Raw genomic sequence first — 24,725 nt, 5'->3', positions numbered from 1 at the left:
ATTCAGAATTTAAAATTATAAGTAATCGTGGGAACAGGAATGGAAAAAATTGAACTTTGATAAGCTTCCACTTCCCCATTATCTGTTACAAAGAAAACTGAATAAGGATTATTTCTACCCAGCACATTGTAAATAGAAATATTCCAGAAACTGTGAGCTAGTTTTTCTATTTTATGATTGCCTTCTACATTAAAGCTCAAATCTAAACGGTAATAATCCGGAATCCGGTATTGGTTCCTGTCACTGTAATATACATATTCTGCATTATCAAAATTATACTTGCCTATAGGGTAAGTTATAGGTCTTCCAGTCTGATAAACAAAATTGGCTGAAAAACTAAACCTTTTGGTCAATTTATAATTTGTTACCACACTTAGATCATGGGGTTTATCAAAGTTTGCGGCAAAATATTCACCTCCATTAATAATCTCTTCATTAAAATTACCATCCAGTTTTAGAAGCGATCTTGAATAAGTATAACCCAGCCATCCATTTAATCTACCACTATTTTTCTTTAGCAAAAATTCCACACCATAAGATTTTCCTTGTCCCTGAAGGACTTCGGCTTCCGTATTTTCATTGAGAAAAAGTTGAGCCCCAACTTTAAAGTCCAGCATATCCCTGCTTTTCTTATAATATCCTTCCAGGCTTACCTCATACATATTGTCCTCAAAATTTTTGTATGCTCCAAGGGAATATTGCGTTGCTCTTTGCGGTTTAATATAGCTGCCAGATAATTTATATATATCTGTAGGAGAAACAGTGGTATTATTTGAAAGTGTATGAATATACTGGATGGTATTATTAAAACTTCCTTTTATAGACAACTCCGGATTTAAAAGATATCTTGCTGAAACCCTTACTTCCGGACCTCCATAGGTTTTAATTATTTCATTCTTTCCATAATTCCGGAGTCCTGTAACTGTACTTTCCCCCAGGGGCAAACCTTCTTCATATACATTTTCATCGGCAGGTCCCAGTGCAGCATAAAAAGAATAGCGTAATCCTGTGCTAAGCATAAGCTTATCCGTAATTTCCCAATCATCTGAAAGATATAAAGCAGATTCCAATCCTTTTTCTTCAGGAATATAAAATTCTTCTATCTTAGAATCTGCTCCTAAAGGATTTATTTCTCCGGGATTAACCATGTAAAGTTTACTGGAAATCCCATAGTTAAAATTATGTCTGCTGTTATACTTGTATAGAACATTTAATTTAGCTTCTGTTTCATTAATTCTGTATCCGCTATTAAAACTATTTGCAAATTCATTATCATATTCTATGTTGAATTTATAGTTGCTGTTAGTGAAGATTAAACTCGCATCATTTTTATTATTAATCTTGCGGTCATACCGTAGAGAAAGAGCCAGGTTATTATAACTGAATAGCGAATCTGAAGTAAGACTAAACACATCCCTGCTAAAGTATCCGGTAGCTTTGACCGTATTTTTATCATTAATTCTGTGTCCATACTTAAGAATAACATCATAAAAGTTAGCTGTACTGTTATTCAGGGATTCTTCATCTAAAGATCTCAGAATCCAGTCAGAATACGTGCTTCTTCCACCCATTATTAACGAAGCTTTATTCTCTACAATGGGAATTTCCAGTGCAATATTGCTGGTCACCGGGCCAATAGCCGCTTCTCCCGAAAACTTCTGTTCGTTACCCTCTTTTGTACGAATATCAAAAACGGAGGATAAACGACCTCCATATTTGGCCGGAATATGTCCTTTATAAATCTCTACATCTCCTGCGGTAAAAGGATTAATGGCAGAAAATAATCCGAAGAAATGGCTTGGATTATAAATCACAGCATCATCAAGTAAAATAAGATTTTGGTCGGCTCTACCACCTCTCACATTATAACCAGAAGAACCTTCTCCTGCGGTGGAAATACCTGGTAGCATCGTAGCGACTTTTAGAATATCCCTTTCTCCTAAAACAAGCGGAATAGTTTTAATTTCACTGGCTTTTATTAGTTGTACGCCTGCGACAACACTACGCACATTTGCTTCTGAACTGGTTTCTAAAACAACTTCATCAAGCGCTTCATAATTTTCATTTAGCTGAAAATTAAGTGCACCATCATTATAAATAACAACTCTTCGTAACAAATTTTCACTCCCTAGAGATCTGGTTTCGAGAATATATTCTCCTGCAGCCAGGCTTAACTCGTAATATCCATTTATATCGGTTACGGTTCCAGTATTTGTATTCCTTACGATTAAGGCAAGGTTTGAAATAGGCTCGCCACTTTGTTTATCATAAATATACCCACTTAGGGTGAATCTTCTTTTTGCCGAATTCCTGTCTTCCTTCCCAATCCTTGCGGTTTGTATTTCTTCTCCTTGGTTCGCTTCGGGCGCTTCATAAAATATAGGTTTGTTTATATTTTCAAGATGGTCATCCTCACTGGAGCCTGGTAAAAAAGCAGCCGGTAAATCATCATAGATAATATTATTTTTTGTGAGAATAACTTTATTGTCGAGGAAGTAGTAGTTGATAGGCGTATCCTGAAATAATTCCTGAAGAATATTTGAAATTGGTTCATTTTCATAATTCCCGGTCACTTTTTCCTCTTTTAACCATTCCTCTATAAAGTAGAATTTATAAGGAGTAATATCTTCTAAATCTTGTAACACTTCAATAATCTCAGCATCTTCAAAAGAAATGCTCACTACTACAGGCTGTTCCTGGGAATAAGTTTTGAAAAAAAGAATCAGCAAAAAATAAAACAGAGATTTTTTCATTTAAAGTTCCCTGTTTTTAGCTGTTAACAAAGGAAGCAACTCCGTGTAAAGACTGGTCATAAATTGATCTTTATCATTTTTCAAATAAGATTTATTGCTTTTGTAAAATTCAGATATGGCTTTTTTTTCTTCAGGAAAGATATTTATTAAGTCTCTCCTGGAATCAACAGGATAAAATCCATCGCCTTCTGAATAAAAAAACCGACTTTTCCTGGGATTAAATTCATAATACATCACCTGCTTGTCTCTTTTTTCTGAAGGATTTAAGACGTATTTTTTAAAAATACCTGAAGTTTCATCCCCCGCAATAAGCTCTAAAAAACCGGAAGTAGTCTCATTTGTTCCTACGTTAATAAATTTTTTACCACCTAATTTAAACCAGCCAACTTTATCTGTTATAAGCTGTAAAACTGTTTTCGTATTGTCACTTTCAAGTTCTGCAATTAACCGATTGTTAAAGATGTCAAATTTTAAAGCAACATTATAAAAAACTTCAGCATCATAAAGGACATCTCCTAAAATAAAATCCCTCGAAAAGAAAAACTGATGCTTGTTATTGATGGTACGATATTCTTCAACATATTCCACTCCGTTAAAAAGTGCTGTATTTTCCAAACCTATCGCTCGATCATAGGCCTGTAAATACTCTTCCTCTGCTTGTAGGTTCTGAGCAGTTATAAAGAAAGATGGAATGAAAAGTAAGATGGGTAATATCCAGAAATTTGATCGAAACATTAATTATAAAATTTGATACGACTGTTGGAATATTCTGCATGTAATTAAAAATATCATATGTGAATCCCCAGTATTAAGTGATAAAACTAATCTTTTTTTTAAAGAAAAATAAAAATCAATATAAAAATGATAATAATCCTTTCTTAGTTTACCAGTAAAAAGGATTGTTGATATAACTTTTATTCTATCCAGAATTCAGGAACTACATTGGTGCCCAGGGTTCTGCAATCGATACAGTCTGCCCACATCAAAGTATAACCCTGCAGTGGATCATATGAGTAAAATCTATAGTTGCCAAGTTGGATTAGGTCTATTAATTCCTGGCCATTTGGACTTAAAGTAGGACAATAAGATCTAAGCACTGGACGACCAGTTGAAGGATCATAGTAATCTGAATAACTAAAAAAAGTTCTCTTTTCAGAAACGGAAGCTACAGAAAAATAACCAATAACGGTTTCATCTTCTTCCGCTGCATGTATGTTGCCTTTTAATACGCCAGGCTGAACCTGGGAAAAAACATTCTCAGATTCTGATAAATTCTGTAATGTTTCATAAAATGTATAAGCTTCGGGAGAAAGCGAATACTGCTTAACTAAGATGCTGTACCTGTAAGCCAGAATAGGATCATCGCTGGCGAGAAACCTTATAAGAAAACCATCCTGACTGTTAGAAGATATATTGCTTGTATTTCTTAATATAATATTATTGGAAGCTACAGTTTTAAAACAGGTCTCATCTTCATAATTCTTTAAAACTAATTCCGGATCTCCTTCATCATTGACTACTAATTCCCTGTTTTTGGGAAAACGCGAAACTATTTTATAAGTTTCTTCATATTCATATTTGAAGTAATTTGTCTCTTCTCCAGATCCTATATCAACAATGAGTCCTATCCCATTCCCTCCCTGATAATTTGTTTGAGTGGGATATACATCTGCTATAGGTACTGAAGAATGAGGAAGTACAACCGGAGCTGAGTTATAAGAGTTTCCATTTGAAGTATTAATTTCTAACTGATAAGTTATGCCGGGTGCTACTGCAAAAGGAGCAGTGGAGAGATAAACCCCATTTCCTTCTTCAGTAAAAGAATAAGTATTTCCTTCGTTATCTGTGACTTCTACCGTAGCACCAACTTCTGTTAAAGGTCCCTCCTCACTTAAAGGATAGGCTTTGGATATCTTTACTTTTTGCGTAATCAATTCATCTGTCATTGTAGATTCTACTACTAAAGCACTTTCAAACTTCCCTTCTTTAATTTCCACAGGTTCAACGCATCCTATAATAAACAGGAAAAAAAATAGAAAAAATCTTTTTATTAGGTGCCTTACAAATTTACTTATCCCGTACTGCCACATAAATCTCAAAATTTAAATTATAAGTAATCCTGTGAAAAGTAATGGAAAATTAAACTTTCATACGTTTCCACTTCCCTATGATCTTAATTGGAAACAAATGATAGAATTTTCTTATATTATCAGAACACCATAGCGCCTACCTAAAATTCAAGTGCTAAAACTAATCGTTTTTTAAAGAAAAATAAAAATAGATATAAAATGATAATAATCATCTGACTTTTTTAAACCAGTATTCCAACTCTTTATAAATTTACCCGAAATAGGAATTACCAGATAAATAGCTAAACGAACATCTTAAAAACCTAATAAAAATTTATTCTGCGAATAATGAATAAATTTACAAAACTAATATTCATTTAAAATAATCATTTAAATGCAGCTGAATAAATTTATTGATCACACCAATTTAAAACCGACAGCAACGCCGCAGGATATAAAAGATTTATGTGCTGAAGCTGTAGAGCATAAATTTTATGCCGTATGTGTAAACGGCTGTTACGTAAAACTTGCACATGAGGCGCTAAAGACGTCTGAAATAAAACTGGCTGCCGTCATAGGTTTTCCGTTGGGAGCTATGGATACGAATTCCAAAATTTTTGAAGCTGAACAATGCATCGCACAGGGAGCAGATGAGATCGATATGGTAATTAACATAGGGCAACTAAAAGCCGGTAATGTAGAGCTCGTTCAAAATGAAATTGCTCTTATAAAAAAAGCTATCGGAAGAAAAATCCTGAAAGTAATCATTGAAACCTGTTACCTTACTGAAGAAGAAAAAGTAGCGGCATGTGAATGTGCACTACAGGCAAAAGCTAATTTCGTAAAGACCTCCACAGGCTTCGGACCTTCGGGCGCCACTTTTGAGGATGTAAAACTCATGAAGTCTGTGGTTAAAGAAGAACTTCAGATTAAAGCTTCAGGCGGAATAAAAGACACCGAAACAGCAGAAAAATATATCAAACTGGGAGTGGCCAGATTGGGCACCTCTTCAGGAATATCCTTAATTTAAAAATTTATGAGCATTCATATAGATGCAGAAAAAGGGGACATTGCAGAAACCGTCCTCTTACCTGGAGATCCATTAAGGGCAAAATGGATAGCAGAAGAATTTCTCGAAAATGCCGTTCAATACAATAATGTTAGAGGAATGTTGGGCTATACTGGCACTTTCCAGGGAAAAAAAGTCTCTGTACAGGGTACGGGCATGGGAATTCCTTCCACACTAATATACTGTCACGAACTCATAAATGAATTCGGTGTAAGAAATCTTATTCGGGTTGGTTCAGCGGGTTCTTACCAGGAAAAAGTAAAAATTAATGATATTGTGCTTGCGATGGCGGCTTCTTCCACATCGGGAATAAATACCGCCAGGTTTCCGGGGGCCCACTTCTCCCCTACGGCAGATTTTAAGCTTTTTCTAAACGCGGCAAATTATGCTCATTCAGAAAATATTCCGGTACATGCAGGGAATATACTTTCTGCTGATGCTTTTTATGAAGAAGGTGAAAATGAATATCGAAAATGGGCAAAATTCGACATTCTCTGTGTAGAAATGGAAACTGCAGGAATTTACACCGTGGCAGCACAACACGGCGTCTCGGCGCTTTCAGTTTTAACAATTTCTGATTCACTTGTAACCGGGGAAAGTTTAACTGCTGAAGACAGGGAAAGATCCTTTTCAAATATGATCAAAATCGCACTTAATACTGCTGAATGAAAAAGTTATGCCCTAAAACGGCAATTTTCGTAATTTAGTAAAGATCATTATCGACTAAAGGTTCTTCTTAACATCCTGTACCTGAAGTCACACAAACATTTAAGCTAATCAACCAGAAAATAAAAGAATGGAAAAATATACTGCCAATAAAGACCGATACGAAAAAATGCAATATCGCCGTTGCGGAAAAAGCGGAATTCTACTTCCCCTACTTTCCCTTGGTCTCTGGCACAACTTCGGCGATAACGACGATTTTGACAATGCCAGGAAAATCCTGAGAACCGCCTTCGATAACGGAATCACTCACTTTGACCTTGCTAATAATTATGGACCTCCATACGGATCTGCCGAGAAAAATTTCGGAAAAATCTTTAATGAAGATTTTAAACAATATCGGGATGAACTACTTATCTCCACCAAAGCCGGCTGGGATATGTGGCCAGGCCCATATGGTAATTTTGGGTCCAGGAAATATCTTATTGCCAGTCTTGACCAATCTCTTAAAAGAATGGGGCTTGATTATGTGGATATTTTCTATCATCACAGGCCAGATCCCGATACTCCTCTGGAAGAAACCATGCGTGCACTTGATCAAATCGTAAGATCTGGAAAAGCTTTATATGTAGGTATTTCACAATATTCCTCAAAAGACACAGCGAGAGCTGCAGAAATTTTGGAGAACCAGGGAACCCCGTTTCTTGTTCACCAGCCACGTTACAATATGATGGATCGTTGGGTGGAAAATGGTCTATTGAACACACTGGAACAGCAAGGCATTGGGAGCATCGTATTTTCCCCACTGGAACAGGGAATTTTAACCTCTAAATATCTCAACGGAATCCCAAAAGATTCGCGTGCAGCAACCAAAGGAAGCTATCTGGACGAATCTCAAATCACACCCGAAGTTGTAAAACAGGTACAAGAATTAAATAAAATAGCAGAATCAAGGGATCAGAGTCTGGCGCAAATGGCTGTAGCGTGGCTCTTAAAAGATGAGAGGGTAACTTCTGTCCTTGTTGGGGTAAGTAAAGTTTCACAACTTGAAGATAACATCGCCGCTCTCAATAACCTGAAGTTTTCTGAAGCCGAATTGCAGCAAATAGAAGTAATTCTTACAAAGGAATTAGAGAGGTAGTTATTTAAATTGAATCATGAAATAGGAGAAAAGAACCAGGATGATTGCCAAAATATCTTTTCCGGAAGCATTTAAAAAATTTTTGGTAGATTCGTGGTGAAACTTCAGGTCAATAATTGCCATTTTGAAGCATTTATTTTAAATAGTGGAAAGTGAAGAGAGGAAAGTTTCCACTATTCTGCGGGATTTGAGGGAGAAATTAAAGCTTACCAATAATTTCAGCTCGAAAATTACAATTTTCGAGTAATCCTTTTGAACTAAGGCAGGAAACAGGAGATAAGAGTAAGGATATTCTCTGAAAGACCTTCTACGGAAGCACTTCAAAATTATTCGTGGATTAGTGGTTAAACTGTAGGTTGATAACTGCCAATTTCAGCACCGCTCTTCGAGAGGAAAGAGAAAAGAAATTAGACTTTGTACCTCTTACTTCATACTTTAAACAGGTCGATAATTGCCATTTTGAAGCCTCCATCTGAAACTGAAGCAGGAAACGAGAACCGGGATGCCTGATGAAAACCTTCTGCTTAGTTTATATAAACCTCCAAAAGTTCACAATTTTCTCCCTCTATATCTACTTTCTTAATTTTTGCCGGAATTAAAATTGTTTGTCCCTGCTTAATGTTTTCTGTATTTCCCTTAGCAGTTATTTCAGCCTCACCGCTAACACACATGTAGATTACAAAAGAATCTAACTCTGAATAATCCTTCTTCAGCTTCCCTTTCACCGGAAGGAAATTCGTGGTAAAATATTGACAGCGGGCAATATTGGAAGATTTATTAACATCTTTTTCGTAGGTAAGCTTAAAATCATCTTTTCTTTCAAAATCTATAGCATCTATTGCCAGTGCTGTATGAAGCTCACGTCCATTTCCATCTGCATCCTTCCTGTCCCAATCATAGATCCTATAAGTAATGTCTGAGGTTTGCTGAATTTCTGCCAGTAAAACCCCCGCACCTATGGCATGAACTTTCCCTGTATTAATGAAAAAACTATCTCCTTTTTTTACTTCTTCAAAATTTAAAATTTTAGTGATTTCTCCAGCCTCAAGAGCCTGTAAATATTCGTCACGGCTTATGGTTTCTTTAAAACCAACATTTATTTTTGCATTTTCATCTGCCTGCATGATATACCACATTTCTGTCTTTCCAAAAGAATTATGACGCTTCTTCGCCAGTCGGTCGTTTGGATGCAATTGAACTGAAAGTTCTGTGCTGGCGTCAATAAACTTTATTAACAAAGGAAAATCATTACCAAACTGTTCGTAAATCTTTTGTCCAAGCAATTCCCCCTTCTTCTCTTCTATTAGTTTTTTTAAAGAAGTACCCCGAAAAGAGCCGTTTTCAATAACTGAAACATTCTCTGGCACACCAGAAATCTCCCAACTCTCCCCAAGATTTTCAACTACAGAATGTTTGTTCAAAATATCCTTTAGTTTATTTCCACCCCAAATCTTTTCTTTTAGAATTGGTGTGAATTTTAACGGGTAATCTGCCATTATAGATTTTTTTGATTTGTTTAGTCAAACCAAATATAGCTTTAAAAATCCTCACATAAAAATTAAGCTATTTCAATAAGTGGTGCTATTAAAGTCCTATTTGAGAGAAAAAAGTAGGATAAAAAAAAGGGAAATACTTTTCATCGAGAAAACATAGTTTTTTAAAGATTATCCTTATATCTTCTTATATTAAAAGGAAATAAAATATATATTTACAACTCCAAATCTACACCTTACTGCCTGCTTAGCTAAGACTTTAATCATGTCAGCTTTGATTCAGGAAATTAATTACATACAAACAACAGAAGAAGAATACAATCAAATTGCTTCTGTAAAAATTTTAATAGATGAGGTCTATTCAAAGGGGGATTTTTTTCAGTTACCACTAAAGACGCTTGAATTAATTAGACGCTTCAACGAACTGTTTAATCGCGTTGTAAAAGAGGAAGAACAAACTCCCAGTCTTGTAAACCAACTTATAATAAATTCCCAACATCTGGAACAGCAATTGCTCCAGGAATTTTAGCGGCTCCTAAAGCCGCTTTTTTATTGTCTGATAATAAGGCGCTTCGGTATTCAACTAAAAAATTTTCTGATTTATTTAATTTTTTTAAACGAAAACTATTGTTTTATCTGCAAAGAGGTTTATATTTGCAACCGCAAAAACGGTCGCGTAGCTCAGCTGGATAGAGCACCTGCCTTCTAAGCAGGCGGTCCCAGGTTCGAATCCTGGCGCGATCACCACGAAACCTCTGGAAATCCAGGGGTTTTGTTGTTTTTAGGAACCGCCTCATTTTAGTCTACAAAAAAAAACGCGCACTTTACGCACACTTTACTAATTTTAGTAAAAAATGGTTTTATTTGCTGTGTTTTATTAAATTTTGATGCGTAGATGCCTTGGCACAAAGCTTGAAATTCATACTACAGATTTCAGAATTTGGATTACATTAACATTACTGCAACCAAAAGGTTCTAAAAAATGGAAAGTTTTTTTATCTATTCGCTCGAGAATGACTTATGCTTTTATTTCTTGGTACTGCTTTGGTAAAAAAGCTAAAATATTATTCGAATTAAAGTATTTTAGTGTGGTAATTTATCCCTTAGTAGTCCGTAGAGAAAAGTTCCTATTAGAGATCCCAACAGGACCACGAGAATAGAGACATATCCGGCACCAATTAATGTATAAATGGGACCAGGACAGGATCCTGCGAGTGCCCAACCCAATCCAAAAATAATTCCGCCATACATATACCGGCTAAAGCTTTTATTTTTCGGAGTAAATTTTATGGGTTCCCCGTCAAAGGATTTTAATTTATATTTTTTGATAAGCCAGGTTCCCAGTACACCAAGAGTGAGTGCAGAACCAATAATCCCATACATGTGAAAAGACTGAAACTGGAACATCTCGTAAATGCGGAACCAGGACGCGGCCTCACTTTTAAACATTACGATTCCGAAGATGATGCCTATGACTAAAAATTTAAGATATTTCATATTTTAAAATATTAAAGGAAACAACAGGTGAACCATAACCAGTCCGCCAATAAAAAATCCGATTACTGCGATGAGTGAGGGCAGCTGTAAATTGCTCAGTCCCGAGATTGCGTGGCCTGAGGTACATCCGCCGGCATATCGAGCTCCAAAACCTATTAAGAGTCCTCCGATGAGCAAAATGACCAAAGACATAGGATCTGCCAAAGCATCTGTAGCAAAAAGTTCATCTGGAAGATATGCTTGCCCTGCGCTAGCGAAACCGAGGTTTTCCAGGGTAGCAACCGTATCGGGATCGATGTCAACTGCTGTATCGTAGCTAAGGAAGTTTGCGGCTATGAATCCGCCGATGATAGCGCCGGCGACGACGGTTAAATTCCAACGTTGACTCTTCCAGTTAAAATTAAAGAAATCAGCTTTTTTTCCTGCACCTCCAATAGTACACATGGTACGCAAGTTAGAAGACATTCCGAAGTTCTTACCTCCAAAAAGAAGCAAAAACATTATTCCCGCAATTAGCGGCCCGGCGACGTACCAAGGCCAGGGTTCAAAAATCCATTCCATATTGTCATTTTTTTATGGCTGCAAAGAAAACATGATTTTGATCATAGGACAGTAACAAATGTTACACTATGAGGCGTAATAAGCAGAGGCTTTGTGTAACAAAAGTAGCTTTCAGAAGGATAGCCTTCCTCTAATTTTGTCCTGTGTTAAAAAAATGAATTTTTCCAATCTCTTAAATATTAAATCATGAACCAACTGATATATAGACTTAAAAAACTGCTGAAGGACATACGGGAGGATTTTAAAAATCCTGTTTCCGTCAAGACCGAAAATAAAAATTGCTGTTCTGCTACGGCTTTATATTCTGAAGATGATTTACGTCCCAGACTTACTCGGGTAATTCAGCAGCAAAATAATGTGAAATCTAAAAATAACCAATAATGAAAACCATCTTAGTGTTAGGAGCCGGACAAGGCGGAATTGTAACTGCCAGAGAACTTATCAAACATAGCGGGAACGAGGAAGATATAAATCTGGTAAAGATCCTGGTTTTTGAAAAGGAAGAAACCAATGTGTATTCTCCTTCTCTCCCATGGGTGATGGTTGGCAAAAGCAAAGAAGCGGAAATAACCGAGCGTACAGATAAGCTTGACGCTTCAGGCCTGGAGGTTATTAAAGGGCAAATAGAAAACATTGATCCTGAAAATGTTACTGTAACTGTAAAAGGAAAGCAGTTCAAAGGAGATCACATGGTAATTTCCTTGGGTGTTGCACAGACAGATGCTTTTGATCTTCGTAGATATGGATTCAATTTCTTCAAACTAAAAGGAGCGCAGGATTTTCATTCTAAATTGAAAATTTTTAAAGGAGGCGAAATAGCCATTTTAGTTTCTTCCCTTCCGTTCAAAAGTCCGGCGGCACCATATGAGGCAGCTATGCTTATAGAAGATTTCGTACGGAAAAATAACCTCCAAAGAAATACCACTGTTTCTGTTTATACTCCTGAAGCCGGACCCATGGAATTCGCCGGCGCTGAAGCTTCCATAGAACTAAGGGCACTTTTGGAAAAGAAAGGAATTAATTTTTATCCAAACCACGACCTCAAAGCTGTTTCAGGAAATTCACTGGAATTCAGCAATGGAAAAACTTATTCTTATGATCTCCTTGCTTACACTCCAAAGCACCAGCTACCGGAGGTGATCAAAAATAGCGGTTTAGCAGGAAATTCTGGATGGATAGAAGTTAATAACCACACCCTGGAAACCAAATTTGAAGATGTTTACGCAATAGGTGACAGCACGCACTTAAGCGCTGATAACGGATCTGTACTACCAAAGATCGGAGTATTTGCAAGGCAGCAGGCAGCGGTTGTTGCCCACAATATAGGTAGGAAAATGGTAAACCAGGAACCGGATCAAACGTTTGTGCCCGAAGGAAAATACTTTGTCGAAGCCGGGGAAGGAAAAGCCAGTGAAATCGGTGGAAAATTTTCGGCTACCGGGAAGAATGATGTGAAAATGAAAACCCCGGCGCAATGGGGACATTTTTCAAAGTGGTGGGATGAAAAATTCTGGTTCTTCAAAAACTTTTAATCATTATTAATATACTATAATGAAAATAAAATATAAGCTAATGATGCTGGCATTAATGCCAGGATTATGGATACAAGCCCAACAAAATGTTTCCATTGGAAAAGAGGAAGTGCTGGAAAGAGTACAGGAGAATAACAGTCAGCTAAAAATCTCTCAACAGGAGTTCCTGGCGGCCCGGGCACAGTACCGGCAGACCAACTTGGTATTTTTACCAAACATAAGCGTCTCCCACACCGGGATGACCACTAATAATCCTCTCATGGCCTTTGGTTCTAAACTGAACCAGGAGAGCGTCACTCAAAGCGATTTTGATCCGGCAAGACTCAATGATCCTGACCGGATCGACAATTTCGCTACCAAAGTAGAAGTTCAGCAACCACTTATTAATCTTGACGGCTTCTGGCAGCGTGGCGCTGCAAAGCACAAGATGGAGGCGACCGAGCTACAGAACTTGCGCACCGGGGACGCCATGGAACTCGAAACTGAAAAAGCCTATATGCAGCTACAGCTCGCCCACAAAACTGTGACCGTACTGGAGCAGGCGCTGGAAACAGCCCAGGCAAACCTCCGATTAGCCGAGAGCAATTTTAAACAGGGATACCTGCAGCGCTCTGATGTGCTGGCGGTGGAAGTCCGTGTGACCGAGGTGAACAACCAGTTACAGTACGCCAGGAGCAATGTGAAGAATGCGAGCGATTACCTCATGTTCCTCATGGGAGATTCCATTGATGTAGTGCTCATCCCAAAAGATTCCTTAACAGTGGAAATGAATCCTGTCACCACTTCTGAACTTCCCGGTGATCGTGCCGACATCATAGCCATGGAACTGGCTGCAAAGGCACGGAAGAAAATGTATACCGCTTCAAAGATGACATTTCTGCCACACCTTAATGCCTTTGGAAGTTATGAGCTTTATGACGACGAGATCTTCCAGGGAGATGCCAACGGTTACATGGCCGGAGTTGCTTTGACTTGGGACATTTTTGACGGGAGTAAGCGCATCGGAAAGACCCAGCAATCCAAAGCCGAATTCAAACAGGCAGAACTTGAACTGGAACGGCACCTACAACAGAGTCAGATGGAACTGAACCGCGCTACCCGTGCTTTACAGGATGCAGAGAACAAACTGCACCTCACCCAACTGGTCCTGGAACAATCAGAGGAAGCCCTGCGAATAAGAAACAATCGTTACGAGCAAGGCCTGGAAAAAACCACCGATCTCTTAGGAGCCGAAACCCTGTTTTCAGAAAAACAACTGGAGTATTACCAGACGATGTATGAGTATAACTATGCTTTAGCATACGTAGAATTCTTAACTGAGAGTAGTGAATAGTGAACCTTTCCGCTTTACCCCTGCCCTAAAGGGAGGCGGAAAGATCTTTAACTAAAAAATAATTGAAATACCAATGCCCTTCTCCACCTTTAGGGGGCCGGGGGGAAAAAGGGAGTCGAGAGGTCAACAAACCAAAAACAACAAACTATATAGACATGAAAAAAACGATATACACAATAGCATTAGCTTCCTTGGGATTATTCGCAACGAGCTGCGGCAGCGATGATAAAAAACAGGCGGTCAATGAAGGTCCCGTTGTACCTGTGCAGGTGGAAACACCATCGGGGATGGGAGATCGTTTTCTCACTGCCAGCGGACAAATTGAAGCTGTGAACAGCGCCAACCTCAGCACCCGTATGATGGGCTTCATCGATGACATCCACGTGAGCATGGGAGACAAAGTTAGCAAAGGTCAGCTGCTCGTTTCCATCAATAACTCTGACCTGCAGGCAAAACGTGCCCAGGTGAACGCCGGTATTACTGAAGCTGAGGCCGCTTACCGAAATGCTGAAAAAGATTACCAAAGATTTAAGGCACTTTTCGAAGAACAGTCGGCTTCCCAGAAAGAGATGGATGACCAGACTGCCCGTTTTGAGATGGCTCAAGCCAGGCTGGAAACTGCAAAGCAGATGAAGAACGAGATCAATTCCCAGTTCGCTTACGTGAACATACGTGCTCCCTTTAGCGGAGTGATTACCAACAAATTCGCCGAGGAAGGCACCATGGCCAATCCTGGTCATCCGCTTTTAGCCATTGAGGCGCCGGGAAATTTTGAAGTAACTGCAAGAGTTGCGGAGTCCAATATTTCAAGAATAGAAACAGGAACTAAAGTGGATGTTATTGTAAAGTCTGTTGAGCAGACAGTTCCGGGCACCGTGGCGGAAGTTAGTACTTCGGCCAGTAATACCGGCGGACAATACCTGGTGAAAGTGGCTCTTGAAGACACCGGAGCCGATTTAAAATCGGGCATGTATGCCACCGTTCGTTTTCCGGTAGAGAAGCAGGAAAGTACTGCCGAGGCGGTCATGATCCCAACAGAAGCCATCGTTACTCGTGGTGACCTGAAAGGTGTTTACACCGTGAGTCAGCAGAATACCGCGATGCTACGATGGCTGAGACTGGGAAGGACTTACGGAAACCGGGTAGAAGTTCTTAGCGGACTCAACCCTGATGAGGCCTATATAGTTATAGCAGACGGAAAATTGTTCAACGGAGCAAAAGTGAGCATACAGGAGTAAAAAATGTTGCGTGAGGGATAGAGGCAGCTACCGTGTAGCGCCGAAAGCCGGACCCGCCGAAGCTTTTTGCGAAGGAGGGACACGCCTAAACAACCATAAACAATATGAAAGAAGGATTAGCAGGCAAGATTGCCAAAGGCTTTATAAATTCGAAATTGACGGTGTTGCTCATGATCGTGTTCATGATCGTGGGTGTGTACGCGTCGTTTCTCATTCCCCGCGAGGAGGAGCCACAGATCGACGTGCCCATGGCCGACATTTTTGTAGGCTACCCCGGTGCCAGCCCCACCGAGGTGGAACAGCGCATCATTAAACCCCTGGAAAAGATGGTTTCCAACATTCCGGGTGTGGAGTATGTCTACTCAACTTCAATGGAGGAACAGGGGATGTTGATCGTGCAGTTCTACGTGGGCGAGGATATTGAACGTTCATATGTGAAGCTCTACAACGAGCTCATGAAGAATATGGACCAATTCCCGCCAAATGTGACTCAGCCGCTGGTGAAGACGCGGGCTATTGACGATGTTCCGGTACTGGGGCTTACCCTGTGGAGCGAAAATTATGATGATTACCAGCTGCGGCAAATGGTCAACGAGCTGCGGCATGAGATCGAAAAGGTTGAAGATGTTTCTATCGTGAACACCATTGGCGGCCGTGACAGGCAACTGCGCGTGGTGCTCGACAAGGACAGGATGGCTGCCAGCGGAGTGGATATGCTAGGGGTTTCTGAAAAGATCAAAGCCTCGAATCAGCAGCTTTCCTCCGGAAGTTTTGACCGCAACGACAGCGAAGTTCTGGTTAGCTCCGGAAGCTTTTTGGAATCCCCGCAGGATGTGGAGAACCTCATCGTGGGAGTGAATAACGGGCAACCGGTGTACCTGAAGCAAATTGCCACCGTACAGGACGGGCCTGAAATTTCTAAATCCTATGTGAATTTTGGATTTGGACAGGCAATAAATGCTTCGGAATATCCCGGGGAATATCCTGCGGTAACCTTATCTGTAGCAAAACGCAAGGGAGCCGATGCGATGAAGATCGCCGATTTGATCCTTGAAAAAGTGGAACACCTGCAAACGAACCTCATTCCCGAAGATGTACACGTAGAAGTAACCCGTAACTACGGGGAAACTGCTTCGCATAAAGTTGGGGAATTATTATTACACCTTATTGGTGCCATCATAGCAGTGACGCTGGTTGTGATGCTGGCCATGGGCTGGCGCGGCGGACTGGTAGTATTCCTTTCGGTACCTATCACCTTTGCCCTTACGCTGCTCAGCTATTACATGTTGGATTACACCCTGAACAGGATCACCCTGTTTGCACTTGTATTTGTAACAGGTATTGTGGTGGATGACTCGATCATTATTGCCGAAAACATGCACCGGCACTTCAAGATGAAGCGACTGCCATTCAAACAGGCCGCGCTTTATGCCATTAACGAGGTAGGGAACCCTACCATCCTGGCGACCTTTACCGTAATTGCATCGGTACTGCCAATGGCCTTCGTAAGCGGATTGATGGGACCATATATGAGCCCGATGCCAATTGGGGCTTCTATCGCGATGATCCTGTCACTATTCGTGGCACTTACCATCACGCCATACCTCGGATTTATTTTTCTTAGGGAAAAGACCAAAAAAGGAGCACCTGAAAAGCCTGAAGAGAAGATTGAAGATTCCATGATCTACCGTATCTATAAGCGCTTTGAAGAACCACTTATCGATAATAAAAAGATCCGCTGGTCCTTCCTCGGAATTACAATTGTCCTTCTATTGGGTTCTGTTGCCTTGTTCTTTACTAAAGATGTGGCCGTGAAAATGCTGCCTTTCGATAACAAGAATGAATTTCAGGTGGTGATCGACATGCCCGAAGGAACAACTCTGGAGCGAACAGCTGTAGTGACCAAAGAAGTAGGACAGTACCTAAGCGGAAGTGAACAGGTAGTGAATTACCAGACCTACATTGGTACTTCTGCCCCTATAACCTTCAACGGACTCGTACGTCACTACGACCTACGTAGGGCAAGCAACACGGCCGATATTCAGGTGAACCTGTTGCCAAAAGGAGAGCGTGATCTGCAGAGTCATGATATCGCGAAACTACTGCGCCCGGATATCCAGGCGATAGGAGATAAATACGGAGCCAATATCAAGTTAGTGGAAGTTCCGCCCGGACCTCCTGTACTATCTACCATAGTCGCAGAAGTTTATGGACCCGATTATGAGACACAGATCGCACTTGCTGACAGTATTCAGACTATACTTTACAACACTGAAGATGTGGTGGATATTGACTGGATGGTAGAAACCGATCAAAAAGAGTACGAATTCGAAATAGATAAGGAAAAAGCCATGCTCAATGGCATTGCTCCCCAGCAGATCGTTTATACCCTTAACAGTGCAATGGGAGAAAGAGCCATTACACAGCTTTATGATGAAGAAGCTACCCAAAGGGTGGGAATCGTGCTTACCCTGGATGAAGAGGAAAAATCTTCGGTTGAGGATATCATGAATATCCAGATCGCTTCCCAGAGTGGGCAAATGATCTCAATAGCCGATCTGGTAGAGCCTAAAGAAGTAATAAGGGACAAAAGCATTTACCGTAAGAACCAAAAACGGGTGGTTTATGTGCTGGCCGACATGGCGGGCGAACTTGAGAGTCCAGTTTATGCTATCCTCGGAATGGAAGAAAAGCTAAAGGAGATCGCCATGCCTGCCGGTTATGAGATCAGCGACCTGTATATGAGTCAGCCGGAATATGAAGATGACTATACGGTAAAATGGGACGGAGAGTGGCAAATAACTTTAGAAGTATTTCGGGATCTTGGAATTGCTTTCCTTGGTGTGATCGTAATCATTTACATCCTGATCGTAGGCTGGTTCCAGAACTTTAGGGCACCTATAGTGATGATGGTAGCCATTCCGCTATCGCTGATAGGGATCGTGCTGGGCCACTGGATCATGGGTGCGTTCTTTACCGCCACTTCCTTTATTGGAATGATCGCGCTCGCCGGGATCATGGTACGGAACTCGGTGCTGCTCATTGACTTTGTGAACCTACGGCTGGAAGACGGAATTCCGTTGAAGCAGGCGGTGATCGAAGCCGGGGCCGTAAGGACCACACCAATTCTATTAACTGCCGGTACGGTAGTGATCGGAGCCTTTGTGATCCTCTTCGACCCAATTTTTCAGGGACTCGCTATTTCGCTGATGGGCGGAACTATAGTATCTACCTTTCTTACGCTCCTGGTAGTGCCACTTGTTTATTACATGATCGAAAGAAAGAAGTATGAGGACAGGGATGTGAAACCGGAGGTTACGGAAAAACGAGAAACTGAGGAGGTGATATAACTGTTGCAGGTTGCCTCTTGCGGGTTGCATTTTCCGCTTTACCCCTCCCGATAGCTATCGGGACTAAAGCGAGGCCAAAAGTGGAATTGCAAAAAAATTGAACAAGAAAGCCCCTTCTCCCCCTGCAGGGGGTTGGGGGTATATAGGGAGCTGCGGCTTAGATATTGACAAGAGACAACTGATAACTGACCACCGATAAAAACATTAAACTTTAAATCTTAACAAGATGAAATTACTAATAGTAACAAGCGTAGTCTCTTTTCAAAAAGACGTATTAAAGTTATTCAAAAAAGCAAATATTGAAGCCTTCAGCTCTTCGGAGATTGACGGTTATAAGAGCAGGAAAAACCTAGTGGCCACTCAGAGTTGGTTTCCGGGAGAAAAGGGAGGTAATGAATCTTCCATGTTCTTCTCGTTCACAGATGAGGAAAAGATCGCTGATCTATTCAAAAATTTGAAGGAGTACAACGATCAGTTGGAGACTAATAATCCCATCCGTGCGGTGGTTTTACCCGTAGAACAATCAATTTAACCTTTAAACACAGAAATTATGATTAATCGAATTGTACGTGGAATAGCAGGAACTTTCATCCTCGTTAGTCTGCTCCTCGCTATATATGTAAATATTCACTGGTTGTGGTTTACCGCTTTCGTGGGCGCAAACCTGCTTCAATCTTCCTTAACCCGCTGGTGTCTTATGGACAAGATCCTTATTAAGCTGGGTGTGAAAGACGAGATGAAACCCGGCCAGAGTTGCTGAAACTTTAGGAGGCTGATCTACTTTGCTGTTGTAAAAATTCCTGATAAGAACCGACCCTAGATTACTTTAAAGGCAGGATTGTACTTTCACCTTTCTGGATCAGCCTCTTTCTTAGTCTTTTTTAGAGATGAAAATGAAGAATATTTCTGTGTGACTATTGTTACTTCCGCTCCTATTTTATTATGGTATCTTAGGGTTATAAATATATGTTATGAAAAAGATCGGCTTAATTGGAGGCACCTCCTGGCATTCAACAATAGTTTATTACAGGCTTATCAATGAGATGGTTGGGGAAAAAATAGGGGCTCATGCCAATCCTGAATTGATCATCTACAGCCTCAACATTGAACTCATGCGGGAGCAAAACAGGGAGAAGATCAACAATAAATATCTGGAGATCGCCCGCACCCTCAAAACTGCAGGAGCCGAAGCCCTGGTGATCGGTGCCAATACACCGCACATGGTTTATGATTTCGTGCAACCGAAAATTGATATTCCGATTCTTCATATTGCCGATGCAATTGCAAAAGAGTCTAAAAAACAAGGTTTAAAGACTTTAGGACTTCTTGGAAACCGGCCTACAATAACAGGAGGTTTTATTCCGAAGCATTTGCAAACCAACTACGGGATCGAAACAATTATTCCCGATGCACAGTTTATAGACCAAAATCATCATTTTGTTTCTGCCGAACTTACGCAGGGGATCTTTAGCGATGAAGCCAGGGCATTTTTTCTGAAGCAAATGGAAATGCTCAAGGCAAAGGGTGCAGAAGGGATCATCCTTGGTTGTACTGAGCTGCCTATGCTCATAGAGGTTTCAGATTACGACCTGCCAATGATCGCGACCACGCAACTTCATGCAAGAATGGCTGCCGACTTTATCCTTTCTGAAAGTTAAGATCTAAAATGGCATCTATCTTCACATAAGATTAATAGTAAGTTTTTTTTGAGGCGGTCTAAAAGAGCTAAATTTAAGAGAATCAAAAAATCTGACTTATGAGCTATTATTTTTCAAAAATTCTCGACACTTCCTTTGAGGAGGCAATAGATAAAGTCACAAACGAATTAAAGGAAGAAGGTTTTGGTATCCTTACCGAAATTGACGTAAAAGAAACTTTTAAAAAGAAGCTTGATGTGGATTTCAGGAAGTACAGAATTCTGGGTGCCTGCAATCCTCAGATGGCGCACAAGGCTATTTCTACGGAAAGCAAGATCGGAACTATGCTGCCGTGTAATGTGATCGTTCAGGAGACCCAGGGCGGGAAAACTGAAGTTTCTGCAGTAGATCCTGTTGCCTCCATGACAGCTATAGATAATAGAGAATTGGGAGGAATTGCCGGAGAAGTCCGGGAGAAGCTTAAGACGGTAATTGAACGGCTTTCCTAAAATCTCCATTTCAATTCAAATTTTCAAGGGACTTCCATTTTATTAAGGAAAGTCCTAAACGAAAAGATGTTGTAAGAAAACTAAAAGCAAGTAAAACTGATAACTACTTTTTCAATCAGCTTACAAAAAGGTTATGGATCAAAATTCAGTCATAGATAACATTGTAAAGCAAAAGCAGCTTCCGAACTTAAGGTACCAGATAAAGGATAAGACGGAAATCTTCACTCAAAAACTGTTCTATGTTTTATTTGACGCAGACACCGCTGTTAAATCAAATATTGAAAAATTGGGTCGCGATTTTGAAGAATTGGCCGATCTGGTATGCTGGGAGCCAAAGAATCCCTGCCGGGAGATCTGGAATGAATACTGCGCAACATTACCCGAAATCCTACAAAAGCTTAATAAAGATGCCACCTCAATTGCCACCAATGACCCTGCCGCAAATTCTGTTGAGAAGGTTTATCTATCCTATCCCGGCTTTTATGCTATTGCAATTTACAGGCTGAGCCATGAACTTCTAAGATTCGGATTGCCCCTGGTTCCCCGCCTTATGGCTGAGTGCGCCCATCGTATAACCGGAGCAGATATAAACCCCGGTGCACGAATTGGAGAATCATTTTTTATTGATCACGGTACAGGAGTTGTAATTGGTGAGACCGATGTAATCAAGGATAACGTCAAAATCTATCAGGGAGTAACACTTGGCGCTCGAAACGTAGCACGGGATCTTCGGAATGTTAAGCGACATCCTACGATCGAATGTAACGTTACTCTTTATACCAACGCGACTATTCTTGGCGGTGAGACTGTTATTGGAGCTAACAGTATTATTGGTGGAAATGTGTGGTTAACTTCTTCTGTTCCCGACGACTCATTCGTAACTCATTCTCCCCAGGTTAAAATCAGGAAATCAAGGAATGAACCGCGACTATAACAATGTTTAGATCTTAATGATTTAATCTTCCCGTTATTTGCTTATGTCAAAATGCTATTAAGAATTGACGGGAATCTAATCTACCGGTTCCTATAAGTTTAGTAGAATTTTAGAAAAGTGGCCAATAATGCTCTTTTTCCCCTTTGCCTAAACTGCTCTGTGTAACAAAAGTAACTGTGGAAACTTGTCTTTAGGTTTAAATTTGCAGGTATAAATCAGTTAGGAATAACCGCTAAAAGTAACCAATTTAGAACTTAAAACATAACAGTAATGAACACAGAAGAAATAATAAGAAACAACGAAGGCACTATTGTAGATGTACGCACCCCGGGTGAATTCATGGGTGGAAGCGTTTCCGGTGCAGTAAATATCCCATTAAATGAAATCCCAGACAGGATGGATGAACTAAAGGAGATGAAGGCACCCTTGATCTTTTGCTGTGCCTCGGGGAACAGAAGTGGACAGGCAACCAATTATGTTAGCCGCCAGGGAGTGAATTGTGTGAACGGTGGATCCTGGCTCGAAGTAAATTATCTGACCTCTGAGGAAGTATAGTATGTTCGATAAACTAAAGAAAATGTTAGGGTTTTCTCAGGCACCAGATTACAATGAGCTGCTTAAGGAAGGCGGAGTAATAGTAGATGTGAGAACCAAAGGTGAATATGCCGGCGGACATATTAAGGGATCTAAAAACATCACTTTACATGGCCTCAATTCCAGTGCTGCCTTGCCAAAGGATAAAAATAAACCAATTATCACCTGTTGCGCTTCGGGAATGAGAAGTGCTTCAGCCAAAAGTATATTACAGTCTAAAGGTTACAACAAAGTTCATAACGGCGGTAGCTGGACCAGCCTAAACAATAAAATCGGATAATGATGAACAGAATCTTTAGCAACTGGAGCTTGATGCGTGCTGCCTACCTTTTCATTGGAGTTTGGGTAATTGTACAGAGTGCGCTTGAAGGTCAATGGATTGGAATAGCACTGGGTGCCTGGCCGGCTGCAATGGGATTATTTGCGCTTGGATGTGCATCGGGGAATTGCGCCACAGGAAACTGTGAAATCAAAACTGATACAGATCATAAATAATAAAAAAATCAGAGTGTACCTTGAATAAAAACTAATAGTATGGAAGCACAAAAATATCACGTAGACCTTGAATGGAAAATGGACAGAAAAGGGGAGATTTCCTCTCCGGTTCTTGACCAGAAAGTTGAAGTTGCAACTCCACCGGAATTCCCAAAAGGGATGCCCGGGATCTGGTCTCCGGAACATCTTTTTACCGCTGCAGTAAGTAGTTGCTTTATGACCACTTTTCTTGCAATTGCTGAAAACTCGAAATTAGAATTCGAAAGCCTTACCTGCCCTGCAGAAGGCGTTTTGGATAAGAAAGATGGCAGATTCGCTATGACAGAGATCCTGCTCAAGCCGGTTGTTACCATTCCAAATGAGGCTGATAGGGAAAAGGTAGAAAAGATCATGATCAAAGCCGAAAGAGCCTGTTTGATTTCCAATTCAATCACTTCTGAAGTTTATATGGAAAACAAGGTGCTAATTTCAAAAAACCAAACTGCTTAAGCAGCTTTATATATAACCTATCAGATCCCGGATTCCTTTGGTGGAGTTCGGGATTTTTTGTTGCACTTGGAAAAGTCTGGAGCACTTGAGAGCAAAGTCGTTCAAATATTCCGATTTGGCAGATTGAAAATCTATTGTCCAGCCTTAATTAATTGAATTAAATTTCAGTTAATTATGATCCTCAAATAACTTCAGGATGACTTTTTCTTAGTTTTTTATACCGCATCAATACTTTTAGTTATAAATCTGTTAGAGAATTTTTCATTGTTCCTAAAGATCTAATTTAATAAGAATTTCCTTTGGGACCCGAATGTCTACTATTGCACCGTAACCTCCAATTTCTTACTCTCTACCATCGGAATCGACTCTGTTAGTCCCGAAAATTTATCCTTTATTGCATCCTCTCCATCCTGCGAATTGGCCCTGGAGATAACCTCTTTTCGCTGCCGCGCTTTTCATTAGGATCCATATCCATACCCTCATTACGTCTTCTCACCAGTTCGGTAATTTAGAAGATAATCGAAGCGCTGGAAAAGGAAAAATTGAGCGATTATAGGAAATCAACATATCAAGTTTTGCATTAATGGGATCGCTATTACTATTTTTTTACACGAGTATTGAATCATTCTCCCCATCAATGTTCTTTTCTTTTTTTGTAGGGATGGTGTCCTACCTTCCCTATTTTTATATCTATGGAAAAAAAGACCAGACCATAGCTGGATCGGGAAAAATAGGGAGGTCCTTCTAATACTAAAAAGAACTTTGAGGCAACAACAAAAAATTAAACAGACATATAAAAAGAGGCTGTTTAAAAAAATCAACCAAGATCCTGAAAAATATTAGGATGAGGTTCTTTTAACTTTGCAGACAGCCGTTTTCCAAAAATTCTAAACCTATTAAACATCTTTTTCTTGGAAACACCTACTTATGCTCCCACCTGCTGACAGATATAATTTCGCTGCCGAAGATGTTTGGCAAAAGGTATACTTCCACGTTCTACGTAGTGTATTGGTTCTTGAGCAGGATGTTCAAGTGCCCATTTTACAAATTCTTCAATAGTAGAGAAATCTTGCCTGTCTTTATCTGTTTCCAGCAAATCAAGTTGAAAATACTTTTCAAATAACAATAAAAGTTCTATAAAATCTACATCACTTTCGACCAGTACATTAAATTTCTCTTTAAGATTAATCTCAAATCCTGCCCAGGCAGAGAGACAATCCAGATGGTTACCGGTAAAAATTATATTTGTCATTAGAAAGAAAATTACACAATTAATAAAAGAGGGAGGGTCTGAGAATTAGTGATAAAAATGAAAATTGGCTAAATTGCCATATAAAAATTTAGAAGAATTGAGGTTGCTAAAGCAAC

Annotated in this window: 25 protein-coding genes and 1 tRNA gene; 19 read left to right on the top strand and 7 right to left on the bottom strand. The window is 40.0% G+C overall.

Annotated features, from left to right (window positions below):
• Positions 1–2: 2 nt before the first annotated feature.
• From RM549_RS14310 to RM549_RS14300, 3 genes are all read right to left on the bottom strand, one after another.
• Positions 3–2,753, bottom strand: coding sequence for a carboxypeptidase-like regulatory domain-containing protein (locus RM549_RS14310; RefSeq protein ID WP_311686010.1), 2,751 nt, complete (start codon positions 2,751–2,753; stop codon positions 3–5).
• The gene (locus tag RM549_RS14305; RefSeq protein WP_311686008.1) at positions 2,754–3,488 is read right to left on the bottom strand and encodes a hypothetical protein; all 735 of its coding nucleotides are present in this window, start codon (positions 3,486–3,488) and stop codon (positions 2,754–2,756) included.
• Between the two features lie 179 nt (positions 3,489–3,667).
• Positions 3,668–4,750 carry a DUF4249 domain-containing protein gene (locus RM549_RS14300; protein WP_311686006.1) on the bottom strand — a complete coding sequence of 361 codons (1,083 nt, stop codon included), beginning with the start codon at positions 4,748–4,750 and terminating at the stop codon, positions 3,668–3,670.
• 466 nt (positions 4,751–5,216) lie between these two features.
• Here RM549_RS14300 and deoC point away from each other — a divergent pair, with 466 nt between their 5' ends.
• From deoC to mgrA, 3 genes are all read left to right on the top strand, one after another.
• Complete coding sequence (gene deoC / locus RM549_RS14295; RefSeq protein WP_311686004.1) at positions 5,217–5,852, top strand: deoxyribose-phosphate aldolase; 636 nt, start codon at positions 5,217–5,219, stop codon at positions 5,850–5,852.
• Positions 5,853–5,858: 6 nt separating this feature from the next.
• Positions 5,859–6,560, top strand: a complete 702-nt coding sequence (gene deoD / locus RM549_RS14290) for a purine-nucleoside phosphorylase (RefSeq protein WP_311686002.1) — start codon at positions 5,859–5,861, stop codon at positions 6,558–6,560.
• 127 nt (positions 6,561–6,687) lie between these two features.
• On the top strand, positions 6,688–7,695 hold the full coding sequence (mgrA, locus tag RM549_RS14285) for an L-glyceraldehyde 3-phosphate reductase (RefSeq protein ID WP_311686000.1): 1,008 nt from the start codon (positions 6,688–6,690) through the stop codon (positions 7,693–7,695).
• Positions 7,696–8,219: 524 nt separating this feature from the next.
• On the opposite strand, the gene RM549_RS14280 is transcribed toward mgrA, so the two are convergent.
• Complete coding sequence (locus RM549_RS14280) at positions 8,220–9,191, bottom strand: type I phosphomannose isomerase catalytic subunit (RefSeq protein ID WP_311685995.1); 972 nt, start codon at positions 9,189–9,191, stop codon at positions 8,220–8,222.
• A 262-nt stretch (positions 9,192–9,453) separates the two neighbouring features.
• On the opposite strand from RM549_RS14280, the gene RM549_RS14275 reads away from it, so the two are divergent.
• The gene (locus RM549_RS14275; protein WP_311685993.1) at positions 9,454–9,717 is read left to right on the top strand and encodes a hypothetical protein; all 264 of its coding nucleotides are present in this window, start codon (positions 9,454–9,456) and stop codon (positions 9,715–9,717) included.
• Between the two features lie 141 nt (positions 9,718–9,858).
• Positions 9,859–9,935, top strand: a tRNA-Arg gene (locus tag RM549_RS14270).
• Between the two features lie 336 nt (positions 9,936–10,271).
• On the opposite strand, the gene RM549_RS14265 is transcribed toward RM549_RS14270, so the two are convergent.
• Positions 10,272–10,685 carry a DUF6691 family protein gene (locus RM549_RS14265; protein ID WP_311685991.1) on the bottom strand — a complete coding sequence of 138 codons (414 nt, stop codon included), beginning with the start codon at positions 10,683–10,685 and terminating at the stop codon, positions 10,272–10,274.
• A gap of 3 nt (positions 10,686–10,688) precedes the next feature.
• A complete protein-coding gene (locus tag RM549_RS14260; RefSeq protein WP_311685989.1) occupies positions 10,689–11,246 on the bottom strand; it encodes a YeeE/YedE family protein in 558 nt (185 codons plus the stop codon).
• 186 nt (positions 11,247–11,432) lie between these two features.
• Here RM549_RS14260 and RM549_RS14255 point away from each other — a divergent pair, with 186 nt between their 5' ends.
• From RM549_RS14255 to RM549_RS14190, 14 genes are all read left to right on the top strand, one after another.
• A complete protein-coding gene (locus tag RM549_RS14255) occupies positions 11,433–11,627 on the top strand; it encodes a hypothetical protein (protein WP_311685987.1) in 195 nt (64 codons plus the stop codon).
• Positions 11,627–12,778: an NAD(P)/FAD-dependent oxidoreductase gene (locus RM549_RS14250; protein WP_311685985.1), complete on the top strand. Its 1,152-nt coding sequence runs from the start codon at positions 11,627–11,629 to the stop codon at positions 12,776–12,778. The genes RM549_RS14255 and RM549_RS14250 overlap by 1 nt, the downstream gene beginning before the upstream one ends.
• Before the next feature lie 19 nt (positions 12,779–12,797).
• A complete protein-coding gene (locus RM549_RS14245) occupies positions 12,798–14,111 on the top strand; it encodes a TolC family protein (protein ID WP_311685983.1) in 1,314 nt (437 codons plus the stop codon).
• A 155-nt stretch (positions 14,112–14,266) separates the two neighbouring features.
• The gene (locus RM549_RS14240; RefSeq protein ID WP_311685981.1) at positions 14,267–15,349 is read left to right on the top strand and encodes an efflux RND transporter periplasmic adaptor subunit; all 1,083 of its coding nucleotides are present in this window, start codon (positions 14,267–14,269) and stop codon (positions 15,347–15,349) included.
• 104 nt (positions 15,350–15,453) lie between these two features.
• A complete protein-coding gene (locus tag RM549_RS14235; RefSeq protein WP_311685979.1) occupies positions 15,454–18,699 on the top strand; it encodes an efflux RND transporter permease subunit in 3,246 nt (1,081 codons plus the stop codon).
• 226 nt (positions 18,700–18,925) lie between these two features.
• Positions 18,926–19,231 carry a hypothetical protein gene (locus RM549_RS14230; RefSeq protein ID WP_311685977.1) on the top strand — a complete coding sequence of 102 codons (306 nt, stop codon included), beginning with the start codon at positions 18,926–18,928 and terminating at the stop codon, positions 19,229–19,231.
• An 18-nt stretch (positions 19,232–19,249) separates the two neighbouring features.
• Entirely contained in the window at positions 19,250–19,459 is a 210-nt protein-coding gene (locus tag RM549_RS14225; RefSeq protein WP_311685975.1) for a YgaP family membrane protein, read from the top strand.
• 211 nt (positions 19,460–19,670) lie between these two features.
• On the top strand, positions 19,671–20,357 hold the full coding sequence (locus RM549_RS14220) for an aspartate/glutamate racemase family protein (protein ID WP_311685973.1): 687 nt from the start codon (positions 19,671–19,673) through the stop codon (positions 20,355–20,357).
• A gap of 98 nt (positions 20,358–20,455) precedes the next feature.
• Positions 20,456–20,845, top strand: a complete 390-nt coding sequence (locus RM549_RS14215; protein WP_311685971.1) for a DUF302 domain-containing protein — start codon at positions 20,456–20,458, stop codon at positions 20,843–20,845.
• A 133-nt stretch (positions 20,846–20,978) separates the two neighbouring features.
• On the top strand, positions 20,979–21,779 hold the full coding sequence (locus RM549_RS14210; RefSeq protein ID WP_311685969.1) for a serine O-acetyltransferase: 801 nt from the start codon (positions 20,979–20,981) through the stop codon (positions 21,777–21,779).
• A gap of 270 nt (positions 21,780–22,049) precedes the next feature.
• On the top strand, positions 22,050–22,334 hold the full coding sequence (locus tag RM549_RS14205) for a rhodanese-like domain-containing protein (RefSeq protein WP_311685968.1): 285 nt from the start codon (positions 22,050–22,052) through the stop codon (positions 22,332–22,334).
• 1 nt (position 22,335) lies between these two features.
• Entirely contained in the window at positions 22,336–22,653 is a 318-nt protein-coding gene (locus RM549_RS14200; RefSeq protein ID WP_311685967.1) for a rhodanese-like domain-containing protein, read from the top strand.
• Positions 22,653–22,868, top strand: a complete 216-nt coding sequence (locus tag RM549_RS14195; RefSeq protein WP_311685966.1) for a hypothetical protein — start codon at positions 22,653–22,655, stop codon at positions 22,866–22,868. Before RM549_RS14200 ends, RM549_RS14195 begins: the two co-directional genes overlap by 1 nt.
• A 39-nt stretch (positions 22,869–22,907) precedes the next feature.
• Positions 22,908–23,357 carry an OsmC family protein gene (locus tag RM549_RS14190; RefSeq protein WP_311685965.1) on the top strand — a complete coding sequence of 150 codons (450 nt, stop codon included), beginning with the start codon at positions 22,908–22,910 and terminating at the stop codon, positions 23,355–23,357.
• Positions 23,358–24,282: 925 nt separating this feature from the next.
• On the opposite strand, the gene RM549_RS14185 is transcribed toward RM549_RS14190, so the two are convergent.
• On the bottom strand, positions 24,283–24,609 hold the full coding sequence (locus RM549_RS14185) for a hypothetical protein (RefSeq protein ID WP_311685963.1): 327 nt from the start codon (positions 24,607–24,609) through the stop codon (positions 24,283–24,285).
• Positions 24,610–24,725: the final 116 nt, after the last annotated feature.

Source organism: Autumnicola patrickiae, assembly GCF_031846525.1.
Lineage (GTDB): Bacteria > Bacteroidota > Bacteroidia > Flavobacteriales > Flavobacteriaceae > Autumnicola > Autumnicola patrickiae.
This window is presented reverse-complemented; position numbering and strand designations above follow the sequence as displayed.

Excerpts from the sequence above, each read along its gene's own strand:
- RM549_RS14265 (WP_311685991.1), bottom strand. The coding sequence starts at position 10,685 with ATGAAATATCTTAAATTTTTAGTCATAGGCATCATCTTCGGAATCGTA.
- RM549_RS14230 (WP_311685977.1), top strand. The coding sequence starts at position 18,926 with ATGAAATTACTAATAGTAACAAGCGTAGTCTCTTTTCAAAAAGACGTA.
- RM549_RS14310 (WP_311686010.1), bottom strand. The coding sequence starts at position 2,753 with ATGAAAAAATCTCTGTTTTATTTTTTGCTGATTCTTTTTTTCAAAACT.
- deoD (WP_311686002.1), top strand. The coding sequence starts at position 5,859 with ATGAGCATTCATATAGATGCAGAAAAAGGGGACATTGCAGAAACCGTC.
- RM549_RS14260 (WP_311685989.1), bottom strand. The coding sequence starts at position 11,246 with ATGGAATGGATTTTTGAACCCTGGCCTTGGTACGTCGCCGGGCCGCTA.
- RM549_RS14280 (WP_311685995.1), bottom strand. The coding sequence starts at position 9,191 with ATGGCAGATTACCCGTTAAAATTCACACCAATTCTAAAAGAAAAGATT.
- RM549_RS14275 (WP_311685993.1), top strand. The coding sequence starts at position 9,454 with ATGTCAGCTTTGATTCAGGAAATTAATTACATACAAACAACAGAAGAA.
- RM549_RS14250 (WP_311685985.1), top strand. The coding sequence starts at position 11,627 with ATGAAAACCATCTTAGTGTTAGGAGCCGGACAAGGCGGAATTGTAACT.
- RM549_RS14240 (WP_311685981.1), top strand. The coding sequence starts at position 14,267 with ATGAAAAAAACGATATACACAATAGCATTAGCTTCCTTGGGATTATTC.
- mgrA (WP_311686000.1), top strand. The coding sequence starts at position 6,688 with ATGGAAAAATATACTGCCAATAAAGACCGATACGAAAAAATGCAATAT.
- RM549_RS14185 (WP_311685963.1), bottom strand. The coding sequence starts at position 24,609 with ATGACAAATATAATTTTTACCGGTAACCATCTGGATTGTCTCTCTGCC.
- RM549_RS14205 (WP_311685968.1), top strand. The coding sequence starts at position 22,050 with ATGAACACAGAAGAAATAATAAGAAACAACGAAGGCACTATTGTAGAT.
- RM549_RS14190 (WP_311685965.1), top strand. The coding sequence starts at position 22,908 with ATGGAAGCACAAAAATATCACGTAGACCTTGAATGGAAAATGGACAGA.
- RM549_RS14305 (WP_311686008.1), bottom strand. The coding sequence starts at position 3,488 with ATGTTTCGATCAAATTTCTGGATATTACCCATCTTACTTTTCATTCCA.
- deoC (WP_311686004.1), top strand. The coding sequence starts at position 5,217 with ATGCAGCTGAATAAATTTATTGATCACACCAATTTAAAACCGACAGCA.
- RM549_RS14255 (WP_311685987.1), top strand. The coding sequence starts at position 11,433 with ATGAACCAACTGATATATAGACTTAAAAAACTGCTGAAGGACATACGG.
- RM549_RS14215 (WP_311685971.1), top strand. The coding sequence starts at position 20,456 with ATGAGCTATTATTTTTCAAAAATTCTCGACACTTCCTTTGAGGAGGCA.
- RM549_RS14195 (WP_311685966.1), top strand. The coding sequence starts at position 22,653 with ATGATGAACAGAATCTTTAGCAACTGGAGCTTGATGCGTGCTGCCTAC.
- RM549_RS14200 (WP_311685967.1), top strand. The coding sequence starts at position 22,336 with ATGTTCGATAAACTAAAGAAAATGTTAGGGTTTTCTCAGGCACCAGAT.
- RM549_RS14235 (WP_311685979.1), top strand. The coding sequence starts at position 15,454 with ATGAAAGAAGGATTAGCAGGCAAGATTGCCAAAGGCTTTATAAATTCG.
- RM549_RS14245 (WP_311685983.1), top strand. The coding sequence starts at position 12,798 with ATGAAAATAAAATATAAGCTAATGATGCTGGCATTAATGCCAGGATTA.
- RM549_RS14220 (WP_311685973.1), top strand. The coding sequence starts at position 19,671 with ATGAAAAAGATCGGCTTAATTGGAGGCACCTCCTGGCATTCAACAATA.
- RM549_RS14225 (WP_311685975.1), top strand. The coding sequence starts at position 19,250 with ATGATTAATCGAATTGTACGTGGAATAGCAGGAACTTTCATCCTCGTT.
- RM549_RS14210 (WP_311685969.1), top strand. The coding sequence starts at position 20,979 with ATGGATCAAAATTCAGTCATAGATAACATTGTAAAGCAAAAGCAGCTT.